The organism is Leisingera sp. S2M4, from assembly GCF_055398055.1.
In genome coordinates, this window is the sequence record NZ_AP040861.1 from 1,182,400 (window position 1) to 1,200,858 (window position 18,459).

At 63.1% G+C, this 18,459-nt stretch carries 20 protein-coding genes and 1 tRNA gene; 9 read left to right on the forward strand and 12 right to left on the reverse strand.

What is annotated here, in order from left to right; genetic code table 11:
- Positions 1-16: 16 nt before the first annotated feature.
- Together nusG and secE are read right to left on the reverse strand one after the other, a co-directional pair.
- On the reverse strand, positions 17-550 hold the full coding sequence (nusG, locus tag ACZ52D_RS05825; RefSeq protein WP_222456137.1) for a transcription termination/antitermination protein NusG: 534 nt from the start codon (positions 548-550) through the stop codon (positions 17-19).
- A gap of 212 nt (positions 551-762) precedes the next feature.
- On the reverse strand, positions 763-960 hold the full coding sequence (gene secE, locus ACZ52D_RS05830) for a preprotein translocase subunit SecE (protein ID WP_222456138.1): 198 nt from the start codon (positions 958-960) through the stop codon (positions 763-765).
- A gap of 203 nt (positions 961-1,163) precedes the next feature.
- Here secE and ACZ52D_RS05835 point away from each other — a divergent pair, with 203 nt between their 5' ends.
- The gene (locus ACZ52D_RS05835) at positions 1,164-3,326 is read left to right on the forward strand and encodes an O-linked N-acetylglucosamine transferase, SPINDLY family protein (protein WP_464442825.1); all 2,163 of its coding nucleotides are present in this window, start codon (positions 1,164-1,166) and stop codon (positions 3,324-3,326) included.
- Positions 3,327-3,362: 36 nt separating this feature from the next.
- Here ACZ52D_RS05835 and ACZ52D_RS05840 read toward each other — a convergent pair.
- Positions 3,363-3,438, reverse strand: a tRNA-Trp gene (locus ACZ52D_RS05840).
- A 183-nt stretch (positions 3,439-3,621) separates the two neighbouring features.
- On the opposite strand from ACZ52D_RS05840, the gene ACZ52D_RS05845 reads away from it, so the two are divergent.
- The gene (locus ACZ52D_RS05845; protein ID WP_369923937.1) at positions 3,622-4,317 is read left to right on the forward strand and encodes a lysophospholipid acyltransferase family protein; all 696 of its coding nucleotides are present in this window, start codon (positions 3,622-3,624) and stop codon (positions 4,315-4,317) included.
- Between the two features lie 249 nt (positions 4,318-4,566).
- Here the strand turns inward: ACZ52D_RS05845 and tuf are convergent, their stop codons facing one another.
- The 3 genes from tuf to ACZ52D_RS05860 form a co-directional block, all read right to left on the reverse strand.
- Positions 4,567-5,742: an elongation factor Tu gene (tuf, locus tag ACZ52D_RS05850; protein WP_222456126.1), complete on the reverse strand. Its 1,176-nt coding sequence runs from the start codon at positions 5,740-5,742 to the stop codon at positions 4,567-4,569.
- A 124-nt stretch (positions 5,743-5,866) separates the two neighbouring features.
- Complete coding sequence (locus tag ACZ52D_RS05855; RefSeq protein WP_464442826.1) at positions 5,867-6,454, reverse strand: hypothetical protein; 588 nt, start codon at positions 6,452-6,454, stop codon at positions 5,867-5,869.
- A 50-nt stretch (positions 6,455-6,504) separates the two neighbouring features.
- Positions 6,505-8,853 (reverse strand): DNA topoisomerase IV subunit A, encoded by a 2,349-nt coding sequence (locus ACZ52D_RS05860; protein WP_464442827.1) that lies wholly within the window; start codon positions 8,851-8,853, stop codon positions 6,505-6,507.
- Between the two features lie 259 nt (positions 8,854-9,112).
- Between ACZ52D_RS05860 and ACZ52D_RS05865 the strand changes: the two genes are divergently transcribed.
- The 6 genes from ACZ52D_RS05865 (at position 9,113) to ACZ52D_RS05890 (ending at position 13,499) form a co-directional block, all read left to right on the forward strand.
- Complete coding sequence (locus tag ACZ52D_RS05865) at positions 9,113-9,757, forward strand: SH3 domain-containing protein (protein ID WP_222456143.1); 645 nt, start codon at positions 9,113-9,115, stop codon at positions 9,755-9,757.
- Positions 9,758-9,814: 57 nt separating this feature from the next.
- Entirely contained in the window at positions 9,815-10,645 is an 831-nt protein-coding gene (locus ACZ52D_RS05870; protein WP_464442828.1) for an SDR family NAD(P)-dependent oxidoreductase, read from the forward strand.
- Between the two features lie 75 nt (positions 10,646-10,720).
- Entirely contained in the window at positions 10,721-10,924 is a 204-nt protein-coding gene (locus ACZ52D_RS05875; protein ID WP_369924755.1) for a twin transmembrane helix small protein, read from the forward strand.
- A gap of 6 nt (positions 10,925-10,930) precedes the next feature.
- Positions 10,931-11,503, forward strand: a complete 573-nt coding sequence (locus ACZ52D_RS05880) for a cob(I)yrinic acid a,c-diamide adenosyltransferase (RefSeq protein ID WP_222456146.1) — start codon at positions 10,931-10,933, stop codon at positions 11,501-11,503.
- Between the two features lie 308 nt (positions 11,504-11,811).
- On the forward strand, positions 11,812-12,570 hold the full coding sequence (locus ACZ52D_RS05885; protein WP_222456147.1) for an electron transfer flavoprotein subunit beta/FixA family protein: 759 nt from the start codon (positions 11,812-11,814) through the stop codon (positions 12,568-12,570).
- A complete protein-coding gene (locus ACZ52D_RS05890; RefSeq protein WP_222456148.1) occupies positions 12,570-13,499 on the forward strand; it encodes an electron transfer flavoprotein subunit alpha/FixB family protein in 930 nt (309 codons plus the stop codon). Before ACZ52D_RS05885 ends, ACZ52D_RS05890 begins: the two co-directional genes overlap by 1 nt.
- A gap of 72 nt (positions 13,500-13,571) precedes the next feature.
- Here ACZ52D_RS05890 and ACZ52D_RS05895 read toward each other — a convergent pair whose 3' ends face one another.
- Positions 13,572-14,396 carry a DUF6473 family protein gene (locus ACZ52D_RS05895; protein ID WP_464442829.1) on the reverse strand — a complete coding sequence of 275 codons (825 nt, stop codon included), beginning with the start codon at positions 14,394-14,396 and terminating at the stop codon, positions 13,572-13,574.
- A 153-nt stretch (positions 14,397-14,549) separates the two neighbouring features.
- On the opposite strand from ACZ52D_RS05895, the gene ACZ52D_RS05900 reads away from it, so the two are divergent.
- A complete protein-coding gene (locus tag ACZ52D_RS05900) occupies positions 14,550-15,425 on the forward strand; it encodes a 3-hydroxybutyryl-CoA dehydrogenase (protein WP_222456150.1) in 876 nt (291 codons plus the stop codon).
- 110 nt (positions 15,426-15,535) lie between these two features.
- Here ACZ52D_RS05900 and ACZ52D_RS05905 read toward each other — a convergent pair whose 3' ends face one another.
- From ACZ52D_RS05905 to ACZ52D_RS05925, 5 genes are read right to left on the reverse strand one after another with little or no spacing between them, the layout of a single operon-like run.
- The gene (locus tag ACZ52D_RS05905; RefSeq protein ID WP_222456151.1) at positions 15,536-16,429 is read right to left on the reverse strand and encodes a lysophospholipid acyltransferase family protein; all 894 of its coding nucleotides are present in this window, start codon (positions 16,427-16,429) and stop codon (positions 15,536-15,538) included.
- Between the two features lie 33 nt (positions 16,430-16,462).
- Positions 16,463-16,732: an HPr family phosphocarrier protein gene (locus ACZ52D_RS05910; protein WP_222456152.1), complete on the reverse strand. Its 270-nt coding sequence runs from the start codon at positions 16,730-16,732 to the stop codon at positions 16,463-16,465.
- Positions 16,733-17,140, reverse strand: coding sequence for a PTS sugar transporter subunit IIA (locus ACZ52D_RS05915; RefSeq protein WP_222456153.1), 408 nt, complete (start codon positions 17,138-17,140; stop codon positions 16,733-16,735). It lies immediately after the preceding gene.
- On the reverse strand, positions 17,137-18,027 hold the full coding sequence (gene rapZ, locus ACZ52D_RS05920; protein ID WP_464442830.1) for an RNase adapter RapZ: 891 nt from the start codon (positions 18,025-18,027) through the stop codon (positions 17,137-17,139). Before rapZ ends, ACZ52D_RS05915 begins: the two co-directional genes overlap by 4 nt.
- The gene (locus tag ACZ52D_RS05925) at positions 18,020-18,457 is read right to left on the reverse strand and encodes an HPr kinase/phosphorylase (RefSeq protein ID WP_222456155.1); all 438 of its coding nucleotides are present in this window, start codon (positions 18,455-18,457) and stop codon (positions 18,020-18,022) included. The genes rapZ and ACZ52D_RS05925 overlap by 8 nt, the downstream gene beginning before the upstream one ends.
- Positions 18,458-18,459 lie beyond the last annotated feature (2 nt).

Consider the following 18,459-nt stretch of genomic DNA (forward strand, 5'->3'; position numbering starts at 1 on the left):
TCCACTGAGGGGCCAATCACCCCTGTTTGGTGACCTGAGTAAAGTCCAGCTCCACCGGGGTTTCGCGGCCAAAGATGGACACGGTGACCTTGAGCTTCTGGTTGTCGTCGTCGACCTCTTCGACCATGCCGTCGAAATCCTCGAACGGGCCGTCGTTGACCTTGACCTTCTCGCCCACCTCGAAGGTGATCAGGGTGCGCGGTGCCTCGACGCCTTCCTCGACGCGGCCCAGGATGCCCTGCACCTCGGCGTCGCGCATCGGCATCGGGCGGCCCTGCGGGCCGAGGAAGCCGGTGACGCGGTTGATCGAGGAGATCAGGTGGTAGCCGCGGTCGGACATTTCCATGTGCACCAGCACGTAGCCTGGCATGAAACGGCGCTCGGTCGAGACCTTCTTGCCGCGGCGGATCTCGATCACCTCTTCGGTGGGGACCAGTACCTCGTCGATTTCGTCCTCAAGGCCCTGTTCAGCGACCGAGGTGCGGATCTGCTCTGCGATTTTCTTTTCGAAGTTCGAAAGAACGCTGACCGAATACCACCGTTTCGCCATGAACCGTCGTCCTTGTTCTGCCGGGCCGGCAAATGCCGCGCCGCTGCCTGTTCATACGTTGCAGCAAATGCTGCGCTCTTCAACAAAAAGCGGCGTGCAAACCGAATCGCTGCACGCCCGCCTCAATAGTTCCCGCTCACGTACCGCCCATTGCCGCCAAGATCAAGTGCCGCGCGGCGGGTGCGGGCCGGAGCCGTAATACTGCCGCAGGCTTAGCTGAACATCCCCAGAAGCCCCTGAAGGCCAAAGCGGATCAGGAGATCGACCAGCGCAAAAAACACCGCCGTAAGCGCCGCCATGATGAAGACCATGACCGTGGTCAGCAGCACCTCACGCCGGGTCGGCCAAACGACCTTCGACACTTCGGCACGAACCTGCTGGATAAACTGAACTGGATTAATAGTCGCCATGCTGGGGGGATCTCTCTGCTAGCAGTGTTGGCGATTTAACGCCTGCAGGCAGTGAATTCAAGCCCTGTGCAACGGCAGCCCCGCCAGCGCGCGCCCGGTCAATCCAATTTTAATCCACTTGCGACAGAACGGACGACAGCCCGGCCGCGCCGCACCACCGGCACGACGGCCCAACACTCGCGGATTTGATGAGATCGGATGCCATGACACCAGCCTATTCCCTCTCCCAAGCGGAACAATTCGAACGGGATGCCAAGCTCGAGAATGCGGTCCTCGCCTATTCGGGGATCCTGGCCCGCAACCCCAAGAACGCGCGCGCGTCGCAAGCCCTGACCTCGCTGCGTGACCGGCTGCGCGAGCAGCGCGAACCCTCCGAAGACACCCGGGCGGAACTGGAGGGGGCCCTGGCCGCGGGTCAGCATTTCGAGGCTGCGGAAAGCTGCGGCGCGTTGCTCAAGACGTTCCGCGAATCGCATTTCCTATGGGATTTCCTCGGCCGCTGTCACCTGGCTGCCGGGCATCTGGACAATGCCGCCACCTGCCTGAACAGGGCGCTTGGCATCGACCCGCGGGTCGCCAGCACCCACGCTGCGATGGGCCGCGTCCACATGGCACGCGGACAGCTGGACACGGCGGTCCGTCTTTACGAAGAAGCTCTGACGCTGGACCCGGCCTGCCTGCTGGCCCTGCGCAGCCTGGCCGAGGCGCTGACCACTCAGGGGCGCACCACCGCGGCGGCGTCACATCTGCGCAATGCCGTTGCGCTGGCGCCGGAGGATGCCGCGCTGCATGCCGAACTCGCGAAACTGTATCTGCTACTGGGGCAGACGGAGGACGCCAAGGCGCTGTTCGATCAGGCCGCCACGCTGAACCCCGCCCTGACCGGGGCGCATTACCAGCTCGGCCTGCTGCAACTGGAGGCGGGTGAGCCCGCCCGGGCGCTGCCCTGCTTTGACAGGGTCCTGCAGGAAAACCCGGCCCATGATCCGGCCCGCACCCAGCGCCTCGTTGCGCTGGCGGCGATGAACGATTGGCGCTGGGTTGCGGAATACGACAGCCACCGTCGCCTGCTGGGTCTGCGCGGCGCCGGGTGTGAGCCCAGTGCGCTGATGCAGATGGAGGACAACCCGGACCTGCTGCGGATCCGTGCGCAGGCCTTCGCCAGCGACCAGCTGCCTACCCTGCCGCCGGTGTCCCACGCCCGACCCGAACAGCGCCCCGAGCGCGTGCGGCTGGGATATTTCTTCGTCAGCTCGCAAGCCCCCCAGGTGCTGATGAGCCACGGCAGGATGCTGGCGGCCCATGATGCGCAACGCTTTGAGGTGCTGATGTTTGCGCATAGCGGCTGCCTGGACGAAGCGACGCGTGAGGGATTTCAGAACCTGGGCCTCAAGGTGCACGACTGCGGCGGCCAAGCGCCTGCCCAGGTCGCAGAGGCAGCACGACAGCAGCACCTTGACATCGCGATCGACCTCAGCGGCAACGCCACGACGGCCCGCGCCCGCTTGTTCACTGAACGGCTCGCGCCCCTGCATGTCGCGTGGCCGGGTTACCCTGGCACGTCAGGCACCGCGGCATTTGACTATCTGCTGGGCGATGCGACCACCTGCCCACCCGGCAGCGAACGCTTTCACAGCGAGCATCTCCTGCGCCTGCCCGTAGGACATAGCGCGATTACCGCACGTCCGGCAGCGCGCAACCCCGAGACCCTCGCGCAGCGTCGCGCGGAACACGGCCTGCCGGAAACCGGAGCCGTCTTCTGCAGCTTTGCCAACTCCAGCCAGATCACGCCGCGGGTGTTCGACATCTGGATGCGCGTGCTCGCCAAGGCCCCGGACAGCAGCCTGTGGCTGTTGGAAGCCAATGATCACGCGACGTCCAACCTGCGCCGTGCCGCAGCCAAGCGCGGCATTGAACCCGACCGCCTGATCTTTGCTGCCGGCACCGATGCGGCTGCATCCGAAGACAGGCTGGCTGTGGCGGATCTGTTTCTCGATACCTTTGTCGTGAACGCAAGCACCGCGGTACGCGCCGCCCTCGCAGCCGGTCTGCCGGTCCTCACGCTGGCCGGCCAGCAATACGCCGCCCGCACCGGCGCGAGCTTGCTCCAGGCCGCTGGCTTGGGCGAACTGATCGCCTCGGACGATGCGGATTACGAATCCAAGGCGGCAACGCTCGCGGCTGATCCGGACGCGCTGCAGGCCCTGCGCAACAAGCTTCTGGATCAGCAGGCCCTGGCTCCCCTGTTTTGCGCCGAAAGACAATGTCGTCAGGTCGAAGCAGGCTTTGATGCGGTCTTCGCACGCTACCTCAACGGGCAAGCGGCGGATCATCTCGACATTGCATCGCAGGCTGCCTCGGCGTGATGAACGAGGGCGGACGCAATTCGTATCTGTGGGAAATGGCAGGGGCAGCAGGGTTCGAACCCGCGACCTACGGTTTTGGAGACCGTCGCTCTACCAACTGAGCTATACCCCTGTGGTGCGGCATGTCCTACGGCAGCGACGCACTGGTGGCAAGAGGGAAAAACGGATTTTCTGCCAGCAACTGCAACCTCCACCGGTGCCGGGCTTTGCCCCGGCCCGGCCATGCAGTATGACGGGGCAAAACCGGCCCGGTTGACCTCGGCCCGACCGCCACCAACAGAAAGAGCAGCCTCCCGTGAGCCTGAGAAAGAAGATAGCCGACAGTCCGCGTTTCAATCGCACCGTCGAGGGGCTGCTTGCCGGCTACGTGCGATTCGCCTTTCGGACATCCCGGTGGCGGCGCAGCGGTTTTGAAGAGATGGACGCCTGCGTGCGCCGCGGCGAGCCGGTGATCTTCGTTCTCTGGCACCAGCGGCTGATCATGGCACCTTACCTGTTCGACACCTCGCTGGGACGTATCTGCGCGCTGACCTCCTCGGCACGGGCCGGGCGATTGGCGGGGCAGATCCTGGTGCGGCTCGGATTCGAGACAATCCCGATGTCGAGCCACAAGCGCCATGTGGCCCTGTCACGCGAAGTCCTGCGCCGCACCCGGGAGGGCTGCTCGATCGGGATTGCCGCCGACGGGCCGCGCGGGCCGGCGCGGGTGTCTTCCACCGTGCCCATCGTCTGGGCGCGGATGACCGGCTGCCGGGTCTTCACGGTGGCCTTTGCTGAACGCAAAGTGCTCAAACTGCCGACCTGGGATCAGCAGATGCTCCCCTTGCCCTTCTCGCGCGGTGTGCTGATGTGCCAGGAATGGCGCGACGAAGTGCCGAAAAAGCCGACGGACGATGAGGTGGAGGCCCTGCGTCAGAGCCTGGAAGCGTCGCTGGAGGAAATCACCGATGCGGCCGATGCCGCAGTGAAGGGCAGCGTCCAAACCGGCTGACGTCAGCTCCCCGCGCCGCCTCGACCCCGGCTTGCAACTGGGGTTCCGTCGCCCCCCATTTTCCCGCGCCTTGCCAATAGTCTGGCTGCTCCCGTTCGAAGCTCCGCTGGAGGCTTTGAAGACTTTGGCGCGCATTCGACAGAAAGCCAAAAGCAGAGCGCGCTCGTGCGACCCGCCCCTGCCCTCTGCCACGCATAGAAAAAGGGCCTCCCGAGGGAGGCCCTTTCCATCCAGTATCAGGAGACCTGATTACTCGATGATTTTGGACACGACGCCGGCGCCAACGGTGCGGCCGCCTTCACGGATGGCGAAACGCAGACCGTCTTCCATCGCGATCGGAGCGATCAGCTCAACACCGAACTTCAGGTTGTCGCCCGGCATCACCATCTCGGTGCCTTCCGGCAGGGTCACGGTGCCGGTCACGTCGGTGGTGCGGAAGTAGAACTGCGGACGGTAGTTCGCGAAGAACGGGGTGTGACGGCCGCCTTCTTCCTTGGTCAGGATGTAGGCTTCGGCTTCGAACTTGGTGTGCGGGGTCACGGAGCCCGGCTTACACAGAACCTGGCCACGCTCAACCGACTCACGGTCAACACCACGCAGCAGGGCGCCGATGTTGTCGCCTGCTTCACCGCGGTCCAGCAGCTTGCGGAACATTTCCACGCCGGTGCAGGTGGTTTTGGTGGTGTCTTTGATGCCGACGATTTCGATTTCGTCGCCAACGTTGATCACGCCACGCTCGACACGGCCGGTCACAACGGTACCGCGGCCGGAGATCGAGAACACGTCTTCGATCGGCATAAGGAACGGCTGGTCAACCGCACGCTCGGGGGTCGGGATGTACTCATCCACAGCCGCCATCAGTTCCTTGATCTTGTTTTCGCCGATTTCCGGATCACGGCCTTCCATCGCCGCCAGCGCGGAACCCGCGATGATCGGGATATCGTCGCCCGGGAACTCGTAGGAGGACAGCAGCTCGCGGATTTCCATTTCCACCAGCTCCAGCAGCTCTTCGTCGTCGACCTGGTCAACCTTGTTCATGAAGACAACCAGGGCCGGAACGCCAACCTGACGCGCCAGCAGGATGTGCTCGCGGGTCTGCGGCATCGGGCCGTCGGCTGCGTTCACAACCAGGATGGCGCCGTCCATCTGGGCCGCACCGGTGATCATGTTCTTCACGTAGTCGGCGTGGCCGGGGCAGTCGACGTGCGCGTAGTGACGCGCTTCGGTTTCATATTCCACGTGGGCGGTGGAGATGGTGATGCCGCGGGCTTTTTCTTCCGGTGCGCCGTCGATCTGGTCGTAGGCTTTGAAGTCACCGAAGTATTTGGTGATCGCTGCGGTCAGCGTGGTTTTGCCGTGGTCAACGTGGCCAACGGTGCCGATGTTGACGTGCGGTTTATTACGCTCAAACTTTTCCTTAGCCATTCCTTAGGCGCCCTTTTGAAATGAGGGGTCAGCACTGACCCGGTTACCTCTGCGCGGGCGGATTATTTGGTTTGCACGCAAAAATCAACCCGTTCCTGCTTGACAGCTGCGGAATTCTGCGGGCTCAGCCCGCAGGTGCCGCCGCTGCCGGATCCGCCTGATCTTCGGCACTGTCACGTGGTGCAAACCAGCCCTGTTCCCGGTGCTGCTCCGCCATCCATTCCTCGACCTTGTCGGCGATATTGACGGCCAGACCCTGGATCTGCTCCTGCTTGCTGCGGGCATGCCCGGAGCCGACCAGCGCGCTTTCGCCGGTGGTGCTTTCGAAGATCTCCATCTGGTGCTTCTTGGCGAGGAACCTCTCCTGCTCCACGTCGTAGACAAAGACGTTCACGACCACGACGCTCTTTGGCGAGAACAACACCGGCACCCCTGCCGGCGCAAGCATGAAACCTTCGAGCGTCACCGCGACATCATACTGCTGACCGCCTTCGTAGCGCCGCAGCCGGGTTTCAAGAGCCGACTTGATCGGATCGGTCCACTCGCTGTGATCGGCGCTGCGGGACATCGGCCATTGCAGCGCCTTCTCGGTATAGACATGTACGATGCGCGCCTGGAAGGCGCCCAGATCTTCTGGCGCCTCGTCGAGGCGGGTCTCACCACAGGCGACCAGCAGGCTTAGTGCGGCGAAGAGGGCGATTATCCGGGTCATGTCAATTCTTCCAATCTTCAGGTCGTGAAACAGGGACTATCCGCGCCCGCTCATTTGAACTTGTAGCTGCGCGGGAAGCCATGCGGCGGGCGCTTGCCGACACCGGCGCGCTTGCCCAGCCATTGGGTCAGGTCGGCTTCATGGCGGGTCTTGCCGCCGCCCATTTCCCATTTCAGACCTTCATCCCAGTTGAACGTGGTCACGTCGCTGAGACCGCCATCCAGTTCCAGCGCCCCCTGCTTGCCGCGGGCCATGTTGTACTTCTGCAACCGGACCCCCTTGCCACGGGTCAGCTCCGGCATTTCCTCGACCGAGAACACCAGGAACTTGCCGTTTTCCGACACGATCGCCACGTGATCGCCTTCCACGGGGATGCAGATCTTGGCTCGCTCGTCGTCCTTGACGTTCAGGACCTGCTTGCCGCTGCGGGTCTGGGCCACGATGTCCTTTTCGGCGCAGATGAACCCGTTGCCCGCATCCGACGCGACCAGCAGCTTGCCCTCGGGGTTGTGGATGAACAGATCGACGATCTCCACCTCGTTGGGCAGATCGACCATCAGCCGCAGCGGTTCCCCCATGCCACGCCCGCCCGGTAGATTGGCGGCAGACAGCGTATAGAAACGCCCGTTGGACCCGAATACCAGCAACCGGTCGGTGGTTTCGGCATGGAAGATGAAGCGGGGGCCGTCGCCATCCTTGAACTTCAGGTCGCGCTTCAGGTCGATATGGCCGGTCATTGCCCGGATCCAGCCCATCTGGCTGCAGACCACCGTGATCGGCTCGCGGTCGATCATCGCCTCCAGCGGGACTTCCTCGACCTCCCCGGCCTCGGCGAAGCGCGTGCGCCGCGCGCCGCCTTCGTAATCCTTGCCGAACTGCTTCTTCGTCTCCTTCAGCTGCTCGGTGATGCGGGACCATTGCAAGGCTTCCGAGCCAAGCAGCTCCACCAGCTCGTTGCGCTCCGCGCGCAAAGCGTCGCGCTCCCGGACCAGTTCGATTTCCTCGAGCTTGCGCAAGCTGCGCAGGCGCATGTTGAGAATCGCCTCGGCCTGCACCTCGGTCAGTTCGCCGACGCCGGGGGCCGGGGTGATGTATTCGGCCTCGGTAAGGGCGCGGGGGTGGTCCTTGCTCCAGTCCTCCCGGATCAGGGCGGCCTTCGGGTCCTCGTCATAGCGGATGATGTCGATCACCCGGTCGAGGTTGAGGAAGGCGATGATGAAGCCTTCGAGCACCTCCAGCCGGTGGTCGATCTTTTCCATCCGGTGGCGCGAGCGGCGCTGCAGCACGTCGCGGCGATGGTCGAGGAAGGCCCGAAGCACCTCTTTCATCGAGCAGACCTTGGGCGTCACGCCGTCGATCAGCACGTTCATGTTGAGACTGAAGCGGATCTCGAGGTCCGAGTTGCGGAACATCATGTTCATCAGAACCTCGGGGTCCACGTTCTTGGACTTGGGCTCCAGGATGATGCGGATGTCGTCCGCCGATTCGTCGCGGACATCGGCGAGAATCGGAACCTTCTTGGTCTGGATCAGCTCGGCGATCTTCTCGATCAGCTTGGACTTCTGAACCTGATAGGGGATCTCGGTGACGACGATCTGCCACTGGCCGCGGCCCAGGTCCTCGACCTCATGGGTGCAGCGCAGGCGGAAGGACCCCCGCCCGGTCCGGTACGCCTTGGCGATGTTTTCCTTGGGCTCGACAATCACGCCGCCGGTCGGGAAGTCGGGACCAGGCACGTAGTTCAACAGCGTGTCATCACGGGCATCCGGTGTCTTGATCAGATGGATGCAGGCGTCGATCAGCTCGGCGATGTTGTGCGGCGGGATGTTGGTCGCCATGCCCACCGCGATGCCGGCCGCACCGTTGGCCAGGATGTTCGGGAAGGTTGCAGGCAATACCGCCGGTTCGGTCAGGCGGCCATCGTAGTTGTCGCGGAAATCAACCGCGTCCTCGTTCAGCCCCTCCAGCATCGCCTCGGCGACAAAGGTCATCCGCGCTTCGGTGTAGCGCGAGGCGGCCGGGTTGTCGCCGTCGATGTTGCCAAAGTTGCCCTGGCCGTCGACCAGCGGGTAGCGGACGTTGAAGTCCTGCGCCAGACGCGCCATCGCGTCATAGATCGCGGCGTCGCCATGGGGGTGGAAATCGCCCATGGTATCGCCGGAAATCTTGGCCGATTTCAGAAAGCCGCCCGTGGAGCTGAGCCGCAGGCGGTTCATCGCATAGAGGATGCGCCGGTGCACGGGCTTCAACCCGTCGCGGGCATCAGGCAGCGCCCGGTGCATGATGGTGCTGAGCGCATAGGTCAGGTAGCGCTCGCCAATGGCGCGGCGCAGCGGTTCCAGGATTTCACCCTGTTCGGGGGCGTCGGGCATGTCGGGATCTTCTACCAAGTCGGTCATGGTTCGGTGATACTTGCGTGACCCGGTTTGGTAAAGCACGGCCTTGCGAAAAACCGGCGCGATCCTGCCCCCGGCTGCACGAAGGGGGAGAAGACGTCGGACACTCCCCTGTTTCCAGACGCCCGCCCCGCACTAGATAGTACGGAACCAAGCAGCCGCGTCCGGCGTTCAACTTCCAAACACATGCAACCAGGACAGCGGCCATCTGCACGCAGAAAGCCTTGGCTGCTTAACAAGTTGGTCTGGGGGGACCGGATTCATGTCACGTTTCGTTGTGTTGTCTTTTGCCTTTCTCGGTTGGGGGTTCTACGAGCTGAGCGGCGGTGCCGATTTCAAGCCCCCGGAGCGCCCGAAACCCGTCGCCGAGACCAAACAGGCGGATCAGCCCAACAAACCCTCCCCGGAAAGAATCACCCTGGCCAGCCTCGACACCCGTCCGGTGCTGACCCGCCGCGCGGAGGGCCCGCGCCCGCAACGCCCGGCGGCTGACCCGAACCGGCGCGCCAAGGTCGCAGCCGAACATCTGGCCAATGCCTCCGGCCTGCTGGCGTCCACCGACACCGCGTTCTCCCAGGCATCGCAGGGTGGCACCTTGCAGCTGGCTTCGCTGGATGGCGGTCTCGCGGCGATCAGCGCCACACCGGCAGCGACACCAGCCGTCGCCGAAACCCAGCCCGAGGAACAGCAGATCGAGGAACGCGTCGACCGGCGGACCATCCGCGCCTCTCGCGTGAACATGCGCCAAGGGCCGGGCACGCGCTACCCGGTCATCACCCGCCTCATGGGCGGCGACGAAGTGATCGTGATCGAGGACAGTGGCACTGGCTGGCTGCATCTTCGCGCCCCGGAACAGGGTCGGGTTGGTTGGATTGCCGCTTCCCTGGTGAGCCGGAAACGCCCATAACAGCCCCGAGGTATTCCGCGCCGATCCCGGCGGGAAGCCGGGCAAAAGGGCGCGCACATGAAACGTACCATCCTGATCACCGGATGCTCCTCGGGAATCGGCCTGGACGCCGCCAGAGGCATGCGTGCCCGCGGCTGGCGGGTCTTCGCATCCTGCCGCCAACAGCGTGATTGCGATCGTCTGCGCGCCGAAGGCTTCGAAAGCCCCCGCATCGATTACACAGATCCTGCCAGTATCGATGCCGGGCTGGCGCAGGTGCTCGACGCCACGGGCGGTACCCTGGATGCCCTGTTCAACAACGGCGCACATGGATTGCCCGGCGCGGTGGAGGACCTGCCGACGAATGCATTGCGCGCCATTTTTGAAACCAATTTCTTTGGCTGGCACGAGCTGACGCGCAAAGTGATCCCGGTGATGCGTGCGCAGGGCCATGGGCGGATCGTGCAGAATTCATCGATCCTCGGCTTTGTCACCATGCCGTGGCGTGGTGCCTATGTCGCCACCAAATACGCGCTGGAAGGCTTGACCGATACGCTGCGCGTGGAACTGCAAGGCAGCGGGATTCACATTGTTCTGATCGAACCCGGCCCGGTAACGTCGAAAATTCGAGAGAAATCGATTCCGCATTTCGAGCGGTTCATCAACTGGCAGGCCTCGCCCTTGCGGGAGCGGTACGAACAGCGCCTGCTGAAACGGCTGTATCACAGCAATGGCCCCGACCGGTTTGAACTGCCGGCCTCGGCCGTTACCGCAAAGCTCGCGCATGCCTGTGAAGCACGCCGCCCGCGGCCGCGCTACTACGTCACGACACCAACTCATGTGGCGGGCCTGTTGCGCCGGGTTCTCAGCACTAGGGCAATTGACCGCATCCTGCTGCGGCTGGGATAACGATTTCGCGGTCGCCATCGCCACGGACAGCAGATAGATGGGACAGGCAAACGTGATGTGGTTTTGGGGGACAGGATGAGCGATCCGCTGTATTATCTGGGACTGGCAGCCGTGGCTGCAGTGGTTGTGGCGCTGGTGATCGGCATCGGCGGCTTTGGCAAGGGCGGTGATTTCAACCGCAAGAACGCCAACAAGATGATGCGCCTGCGCATCATGTTCCAGTTTATCGCCGTAGTGTTGCTGCTGGCCTATGTCTATCTGCGCACGCAAGGAGGGTGATCAGCCATGGTGGTCCTGAACAAGATCTACACGCGCACCGGCGACAAGGGCGATACCGCGCTCGGCAATGGCGAGCGTGTTGCCAAACATGCGGTGCGGGTGAATGCCTACGGCACCGCGGATGAGTTGAATGCCTTTGTCGGCGTCGCGCGCCTGGAGGCCGAGGGCGAGATCGACCTGGCCCTGTCCCGGATCCAGAACGACCTGTTTGACCTCGGCGCGGACCTGTGTCGCCCGGAGATGGACAAGGACGCCGAGGCCGACTACCCGCCGCTGCGCATCGCCACGGCGCAGGTCGAACGGCTGGAAGCCGAGATCGACGAAATGAACAAGGATCTGGAAGCGCTGCGCAGCTTCATCCTGCCCGGCGGCACCCGGCTGGCCGCCCAGCTGCACGTCTGCCGCACGGTGGCACGCCGCGCCGAGCGACTGGCGACCGACCTCGCCGCGTCCGAGGCGGTGAACCCGGCGGCCGTGAAATACCTCAACCGCCTGTCCGACTGGTTCTTCGTCGCCGCACGTGTCGCAAATGATGGCGGCAAGGCTGACGTTCTGTGGGTCCCCGGCGCCAACCGCTGATCCCCATCGCTCCGTTTTTCCCGATGGCTCCCGAGGCAGGCCAAACTGCGTCAAAATGACGTAGTTTGGCGGTTCCCTTCCTGTTTGCGACAGGTTTTCTAGCCCTCCTCCGCCCATCAGGGCGCAAATTTCCCAGCGGAAACATTCTTGCAAAATTGCTGCTTCAAATCAGCAAACGCGACGTCGCCGTGCGCTAACGTGACGATTTTGCCCTGTTGCCGCGCCACACCAGCCGGTATCAACACAGCGAGAGCATGGAGGGGAGTCGCCCTGAGGCGGCTTGCCGTTTGTTAAGGAGAGAACGCAAGATGAAGGTACTCGTGCCTGTCAAACGCGTGATTGACTACAACGTGAAGGTCCGCGTCAAAGCGGACGGCAGCGGTGTCGATCTCGCCAACGTGAAAATGTCGATGAACCCCTTCGACGAGATTGCCGTCGAAGAGGCGATCCGCCTGAAAGAGGCCGGCAAGGCCGATGAAGTGGTCGCGGTGTCGATCGGCGTCAAGCAGGCCCAAGAGACCCTGCGTACCGCGCTGGCAATGGGTGCCGACCGCGCCATCCTGGTGGTTGCCGCTGACGACGTGCACACCGACATCGAACCGCTGGCAGTTGCCAAGATTCTCGCCAAAGTGGTCGAGGAAGAGCAGCCCGGCATCGTGCTCTGCGGCAAGCAGGCGATCGACAACGACATGAACGCCACCGGCCAGATGCTGTCGGCGCTGCTGGGCTGGTCCCAGGGCACCTTCGCCTCGGAGCTGGACATCGAAGGCGACAGCGCCAAGATCACCCGCGAAGTCGACGGCGGCCTGCAGACGATCTCGGTCAAGATGCCGACCATCGTCACCGTGGACCTGCGCCTGAACGAGCCGCGCTACGCCTCGCTGCCGAACATCATGAAGGCGAAGAAAAAGCCGCTGGACGAGAAAACCGCCGCCGACTACGGCGTCGACGTAACGCCGCGCCTGGAAATCATCGAGACCAAAGAGCCCGCAGCCCGTGCCGCCGGCATCAAGGTGGGTTCGGTCGACGAGCTGGTTGAGAAACTCAAAGAAGCGGGGGCTGTGTAATGGCTGTTCTTCTCCTTGCTGAAGTGACCGACGGCGCGCTGGCGCTGGACGCAACCGCAAAGGCCGTGACCGCGGCTGCGAAACTGGGTGACGTGACCGTTCTGGCCGCCGGCGCCTCCGCGGCGGCCGCCGGCGAAGAAGCTGCCAAGATCGCAGGCGTGTCCAAGGTGCTGGTCGCCGAAGACGCTTCGCTGGGCCACCGCCTGGCAGAACCGACCGCGGCGCTGATCGCCAGCCTCGCCTCCGACTTCGAGCACATCGTTGCTCCGGCCACCACCGACGCCAAGAACGTGCTGCCCCGCGTGGCTGCGCTGCTGGACGTGATGGTGATCTCGGACGTCTCCGGCGTTGTCGACGGCAACACCTTCGAGCGCCCGATCTATGCCGGCAACGCGATCCAGACCGTGAAGTCCAACGACGCCAAGAAAGTCGTCTCCTTCCGCACCGCGTCCTTCGACGCCGCGGGTGACGGCGGTTCGGCATCGGTTGAGACCATTTCGGCCGCGGAAAACCCCGGCCTGTCCGAATGGGTCGAGGACAAGGTTGCCGAGAGCGACCGTCCCGAGCTGACTTCGGCCGGTGTGGTTGTTTCCGGTGGCCGTGGCGTCGGCTCCGAGGAAGACTTCAAACTGATCGAAGCCCTGGCCGACAAGCTGGGCGCCGCTGTTGGTGCCTCCCGCGCCGCCGTCGACTCGGGCTATGCCCCGAACGACTGGCAGGTGGGTCAGACCGGCAAGGTCGTCGCGCCGGATCTGTACATCGCCGTCGGCATCTCCGGCGCGATCCAGCACCTGGCCGGCATGAAGGACTCCAAGATCATCGTGGCGATCAACAAGGACGAAGAAGCACCGATCTTCCAGGTTGCCGACTTCGGCCTGGTGGCCGACCTGTTCCAGGCGGTGCCCGAGCTGACCGAGAAACTGGGCTAAGGCCCAGTCCTATGATCAAAGAAAAGGCCCGCCGAATGGCGGGCCTTTTTCGTGCGGAATATACAGTGAAAACTAGCGGCGGCTCACCATCGGGGCCAGCTTGCCCGCCAGCGCCTCTGCAATCCGCAGATGCTCTTTCGGGCCGATCATATGGCGCGCAGTCGGCAGTTCCAGCTGCCCAAACGTCATCCCGGCGATGTCCCGCGCCGCAGCCGCGGAGGCCGTGTGAAATTCGAGGACCGCGCGCACCTTGGTCCGCAGCGCATCCACCATCGACTGGTCGACCAGCACCGGTTCGTTGCGAAAGCCGGTCCCGCCATCCAGTTCGTAACGCAGCCACAAGAGCACGACGTGCTCCCCCACCTTCGCGATCAGGTCCGACATGCGCTCGACCCAGCTGCGTTGCAGCTGGTCCCGCACCTGCGCAAACCGTTGCGCGCAGACCTCCTGCAAGGTGCACAGCAGATGCTTGTTGAAATGGAATTCGGTGAAATCCACCTCGGGATATAGCGTCTTCAAGGCAGGTTGCGCCTGCAGGAAGCGATCGTTGCGGCGCGGATGCACCCGGTAATAGGGATTGGATATGTTCTGTGCGCTCAGCATCTGCAACACGCAGAGATCTGCCTCCTGCGCGATTGCGATCAGGGTCTTGTCCTGAACGAAACTGTCCAATCCGGCGTTCACGCTGCCAAGGTTGATGCAATCGACACCAAGTTGCGTTTGCAGCGAATCGACAAACGGAAATTCAACGAATCTGCCGTAGACTTCGGTTCCACCGAGAATGGCAACATACGGTGCATCCAGGGTCCTTTCAGGTCCCCGAACCAACAGCCGTGATTGTCCATATCTGCACGGTTCCCCCGAAAGCGCCCCCGCGCTTTTGAGTTCATAGCTCATTTCACCACCAATTTTTCACCCGAGACTCACCTTGGCGGGGAACAGTTGCAATTTCCCTAAACTGCAAATTTGCTTCAAATCCATCGCGCCCGGGCTTGTACCCAACCGCGCGCGACACGTATGGTTGCCGCAGATATTTCAGGAGCCCGAGGCATGGAAATTCAGAAAGTTGGCGTGATCGGTGCCGGTCAGATGGGCAACGGCATCGCCCATGTCATGGCGCTGGCCGGTTATGATGTTGTGCTCAACGACGTGAGCCAGCAGGCGCTGGACAGCGCCTTGAGCGTCATTCACAAGAACATGGCCCGTCAGGTCAGCAAGGGGAAGATCGCCGAAGAGGAGATGACCGCCGCGTTGGCCCGTATCACCCCGTCGCTGGCGCTGGCGGATGTCGGCGCCACGGATCTGGTGATCGAAGCCGCCACCGAACGCGAGACCGTAAAGCAGGCGATCTTCGAGGATCTGCTGCCGCATCTGCAACCGCATACGATCCTCACCTCGAACACCTCGTCGATTTCGATCACCCGTCTGGCCAGCCGCACCGACAGACCCGAACGCTTCATGGGGTTCCACTTCATGAACCCGGTCCCGGTGATGCAGCTGGTGGAGCTGATCCGCGGCATCGCCACAGATGAAGAAACCTTTGCCGCCTGCCAGGAGGTCGTGGCGCGGCTGGGCAAGACGTCGGCCAGCGCCGAGGACTTCCCTGCCTTCATCGTCAACCGGATCCTGATGCCGATGATCAACGAGGCGGTCTATACGCTGTACGAGGGTGTGGGCTCGGTCAAATCGATCGACGAATCGATGAAGCTGGGTGCCAACCATCCGATGGGCCCGCTGGAGCTGGCCGATTTCATCGGGCTCGACACCTGCCTTGCGATCATGAACGTGCTGCACGACGGCCTGGCGGACACCAAGTACCGCCCCTGCCCGCTGCTGACCAAATACGTCGAGGCCGGCTGGCTGGGCCGCAAGACCAAGCGCGGCTTCTATGACTACCGCGGGGAAACTCCGGTGCCGACGCGCTGATCCATTCCGACAGGAGGGGGGCATCCCCCTCTTGCCTCACGGCCAACGCGCCCAAGCGTAATTCTGGATAGGCGCGCCGGTCACGACCAGCAGCCGCTTTGAATTGCGGGTCAGCCCTGCTTGCCAAGGTTGAGCGTGTGCTCACGCAGCCAGGCCATGAAGCCCCGCGGATCGCTGTGCAGGCGTTCCATCTGCTCATCCGTCAGCGGCTTGCCGACGATTGGCGCCTGCGGCTTGTTGCAGGAGCGCACGATTTCATGCAGCAGAAGCCCCTGGCGCAGGATCGGGGAGATCTGGCAAGCGATCTGGTACCAGCGCGAGTTGTGGCCGGGGAAGTAGATCGGCACCACCCGAGCGCCCGAGCGGCGGATCAGCTGCGCGGTAAAGACGTTCCATTCCCGCTCCACCGGCTCTCCGAACCAGCTGTCCGAGGACATCACCACACCCGACGGGAACAGCGCCACGGCGCCGCCTTCCTTGAGGAAGGCCATCGTCTTGGCGCGCATCTCTACCATCTTGCGCTGTGCTTCGGGATCATGCGGGAAGGGAACCGGGATCATGAAGGAGGTCGCCGCCTCGTCCAGTCCGGTCAGCACCGACCGGGTGAGAATGCGGTAATCAAGACGCCGACGGCCGATCAGGTCGGCAAAGATCATGCCATCCACCATGCCATGCGGATGGTTGGCCACGATCACCACCGGCCCGTCTTTTGGGATGTTGTCGATCTGCTCCTGCGGGGTCTGCAGTTCGATCCCCATGACGTCGAGCGCACCACGCCAGAACTTCTGGCCGCGGTATTCGGCGTTCCGCTTCTCGAACTTGTTGACCATGCGCAAGATCGACAGCTTGCCGGTCATCCATTCAATGGTCTTGATCGCCAGTGCGGTCCAGCGATCGTCGAAGGAATTGGCATAGGTCAGGGTGCGACGGTCGTAGACCTCGCCCGTTTGCCCCGATGCTTCCGGCGCGACGCCGGTGTTCCTGTCGTGTGCGGTATCCGCCAAAGTGCCTGTTCCCGTTCCGCTGCCGAGGCTGGCCTAGTAGCCCTCACCGAACTTGTCGGCAACCAACGCCTCAAGCGCATGTGCCAGCGCGTCAGCATCGGGCCCCGAAGTTTCGACGTCAATAGTCGTTCCTTTCGAGGCTGCCAACATCAAAAGCCCCATGATGCTGTCGCCAGAGGCGGACATACCGTCCTTGATGACCTCGGCAGTGGCATCGAAGCCTTCGACAACCTCTACCAGTTTGGCCGAAGCGCGGGCGTGCAGCCCTTTTTCGTTGATGATTTTCAGCGTCTTCAGAGCCATTTAATGTGCCTGCTCTCCGTCGGGGTTAACGTTTTGCGCGTTTATATACTTGCGCCCGGCTTCCATGGCCTGGCGAACCGCATCGGCAACCGGAAGGTGGCGGGACTTTGCCAATTTGATCAGCATCGGCAGGTTGGCGCCGTAGAGAATGCGACGGTTCGCAGGGGCACAGGCCTTGAGACTCAGGTTCGACGGCGAGCCGCCGAACAGGTCAGTCACCACCACCACGCCATCGCCATTGTCCACCTCATTCGCGGCGGCGCAGATTTCCCCCTGCTTGCCACCCCGGTCATCATCCGGACCGATGGCAACAGCAAGCAAACTTGGTTGCGGACCCACGACGTGTTCCACCGCAGCAAGATACTCTCTTGCCAATCCGCCATGTGCTACGATCACGATTCCGATCAACCCGGCCTCTCACTTCTATGCTGGCCTTGCAGCTCGCGGTGCCTAATTGACACCTGCAAGCCGTCTTCTGCAAGAGCCTTCGCCAGCGATTCCGCCAACGTAACAGATCTGTGCTGCCCGCCAGTACACCCAAAGGCGATTGAGAGGTGGGACTTTCCCTCCTCGCGATAAGCCGGGAGCAGCATGCGGGTCAGATCCAGCACCCGGTCGAAGAACGGGGCAAACCGGGTGTCCGCCCGCACATAGTCCTGCACGGCAGCATCGGTGCCGTTCAACCGGCGCAAATCCGGCTGCCAATAGGGGTTGGTCAGAAAGCGGCAGTCAAACACCATGTCGATGCCATGGGGCATGCCGCGTTTGTAGGAGAAACTCTGTACCGAGAGGGCAAGCGCGCGGCCTTCGGGCGCGAACCAGCGCTCGATCTCGGCCTTCAGCTGGTGAACATTCATGGCCGAGGTATCGAGCAGGATATCGGCCCGGTCCCGAATCGGCACCATCAGGTCCAACTCCCGCCGAACGCCTTCAGCGGGTGATTCGGCAGGTGCCAGCGGGTGGCGGCGGCGGGTTTCCGAATAGCGCTGCAACAGAACGTCAGGCTGCGCATCCAGGTACAGCACCGTCAGCTCGATCTCGCTGCGGCCCGCCAGCATCTCGATCACATCCAGCAAGGCCGGGGGCGAGAAATCGCGATTGCGACTGTCCAGCCCCAGGGCCATCGGCCGCGGCACGGCGGCCGCGTCGAACAGACCGGGCAGGAGGCGGAGCGGCAGGTTGTCGATGGCCTCGAAGCCAAGATCCTCAAGCACGTTGATCGCAGTGGTGCGTCCGGCCCCGGAAGGGCCGGTCACCAGCACCGCGGGCACCGCTTTGTGATCGGTATCAGGCATCGGGATCCAAAGCTCCGCATCTGAGAAACTGCATCAGCGCAGGTGCAAAATGGGGAGCGTCGACCCGCTTCACAAGAGGCAGCGTCTTGCCCAGAAGGCGAGTGGTTTGCCGTCGCGGCAGCCTTTCGGTTTCCAACTGTTCCAGGTCGACCATCGCCACCACCGGCACCGGGCTGCGGATCTGCGCCTTCAGCAACCCCATGCAGCGCGCCTCGATCAGGCCGCGGATCGGGTCCGGAGCACGGGCGATCACCTGGCCATCCAATACCTGGACCAGCACCCGGTCATCCGCCACCAACTGTGCACCGTAGGCCATCAACTGCAACGCCAGCGCTGACTTGCCCCGCCCGGATGCACCGGTGATCAAAAGCCCCTGCCCCTCCAGCGCGACGCAGGAGGCATGCAGGATGAGGCTTTCGGGTTCAGACATGG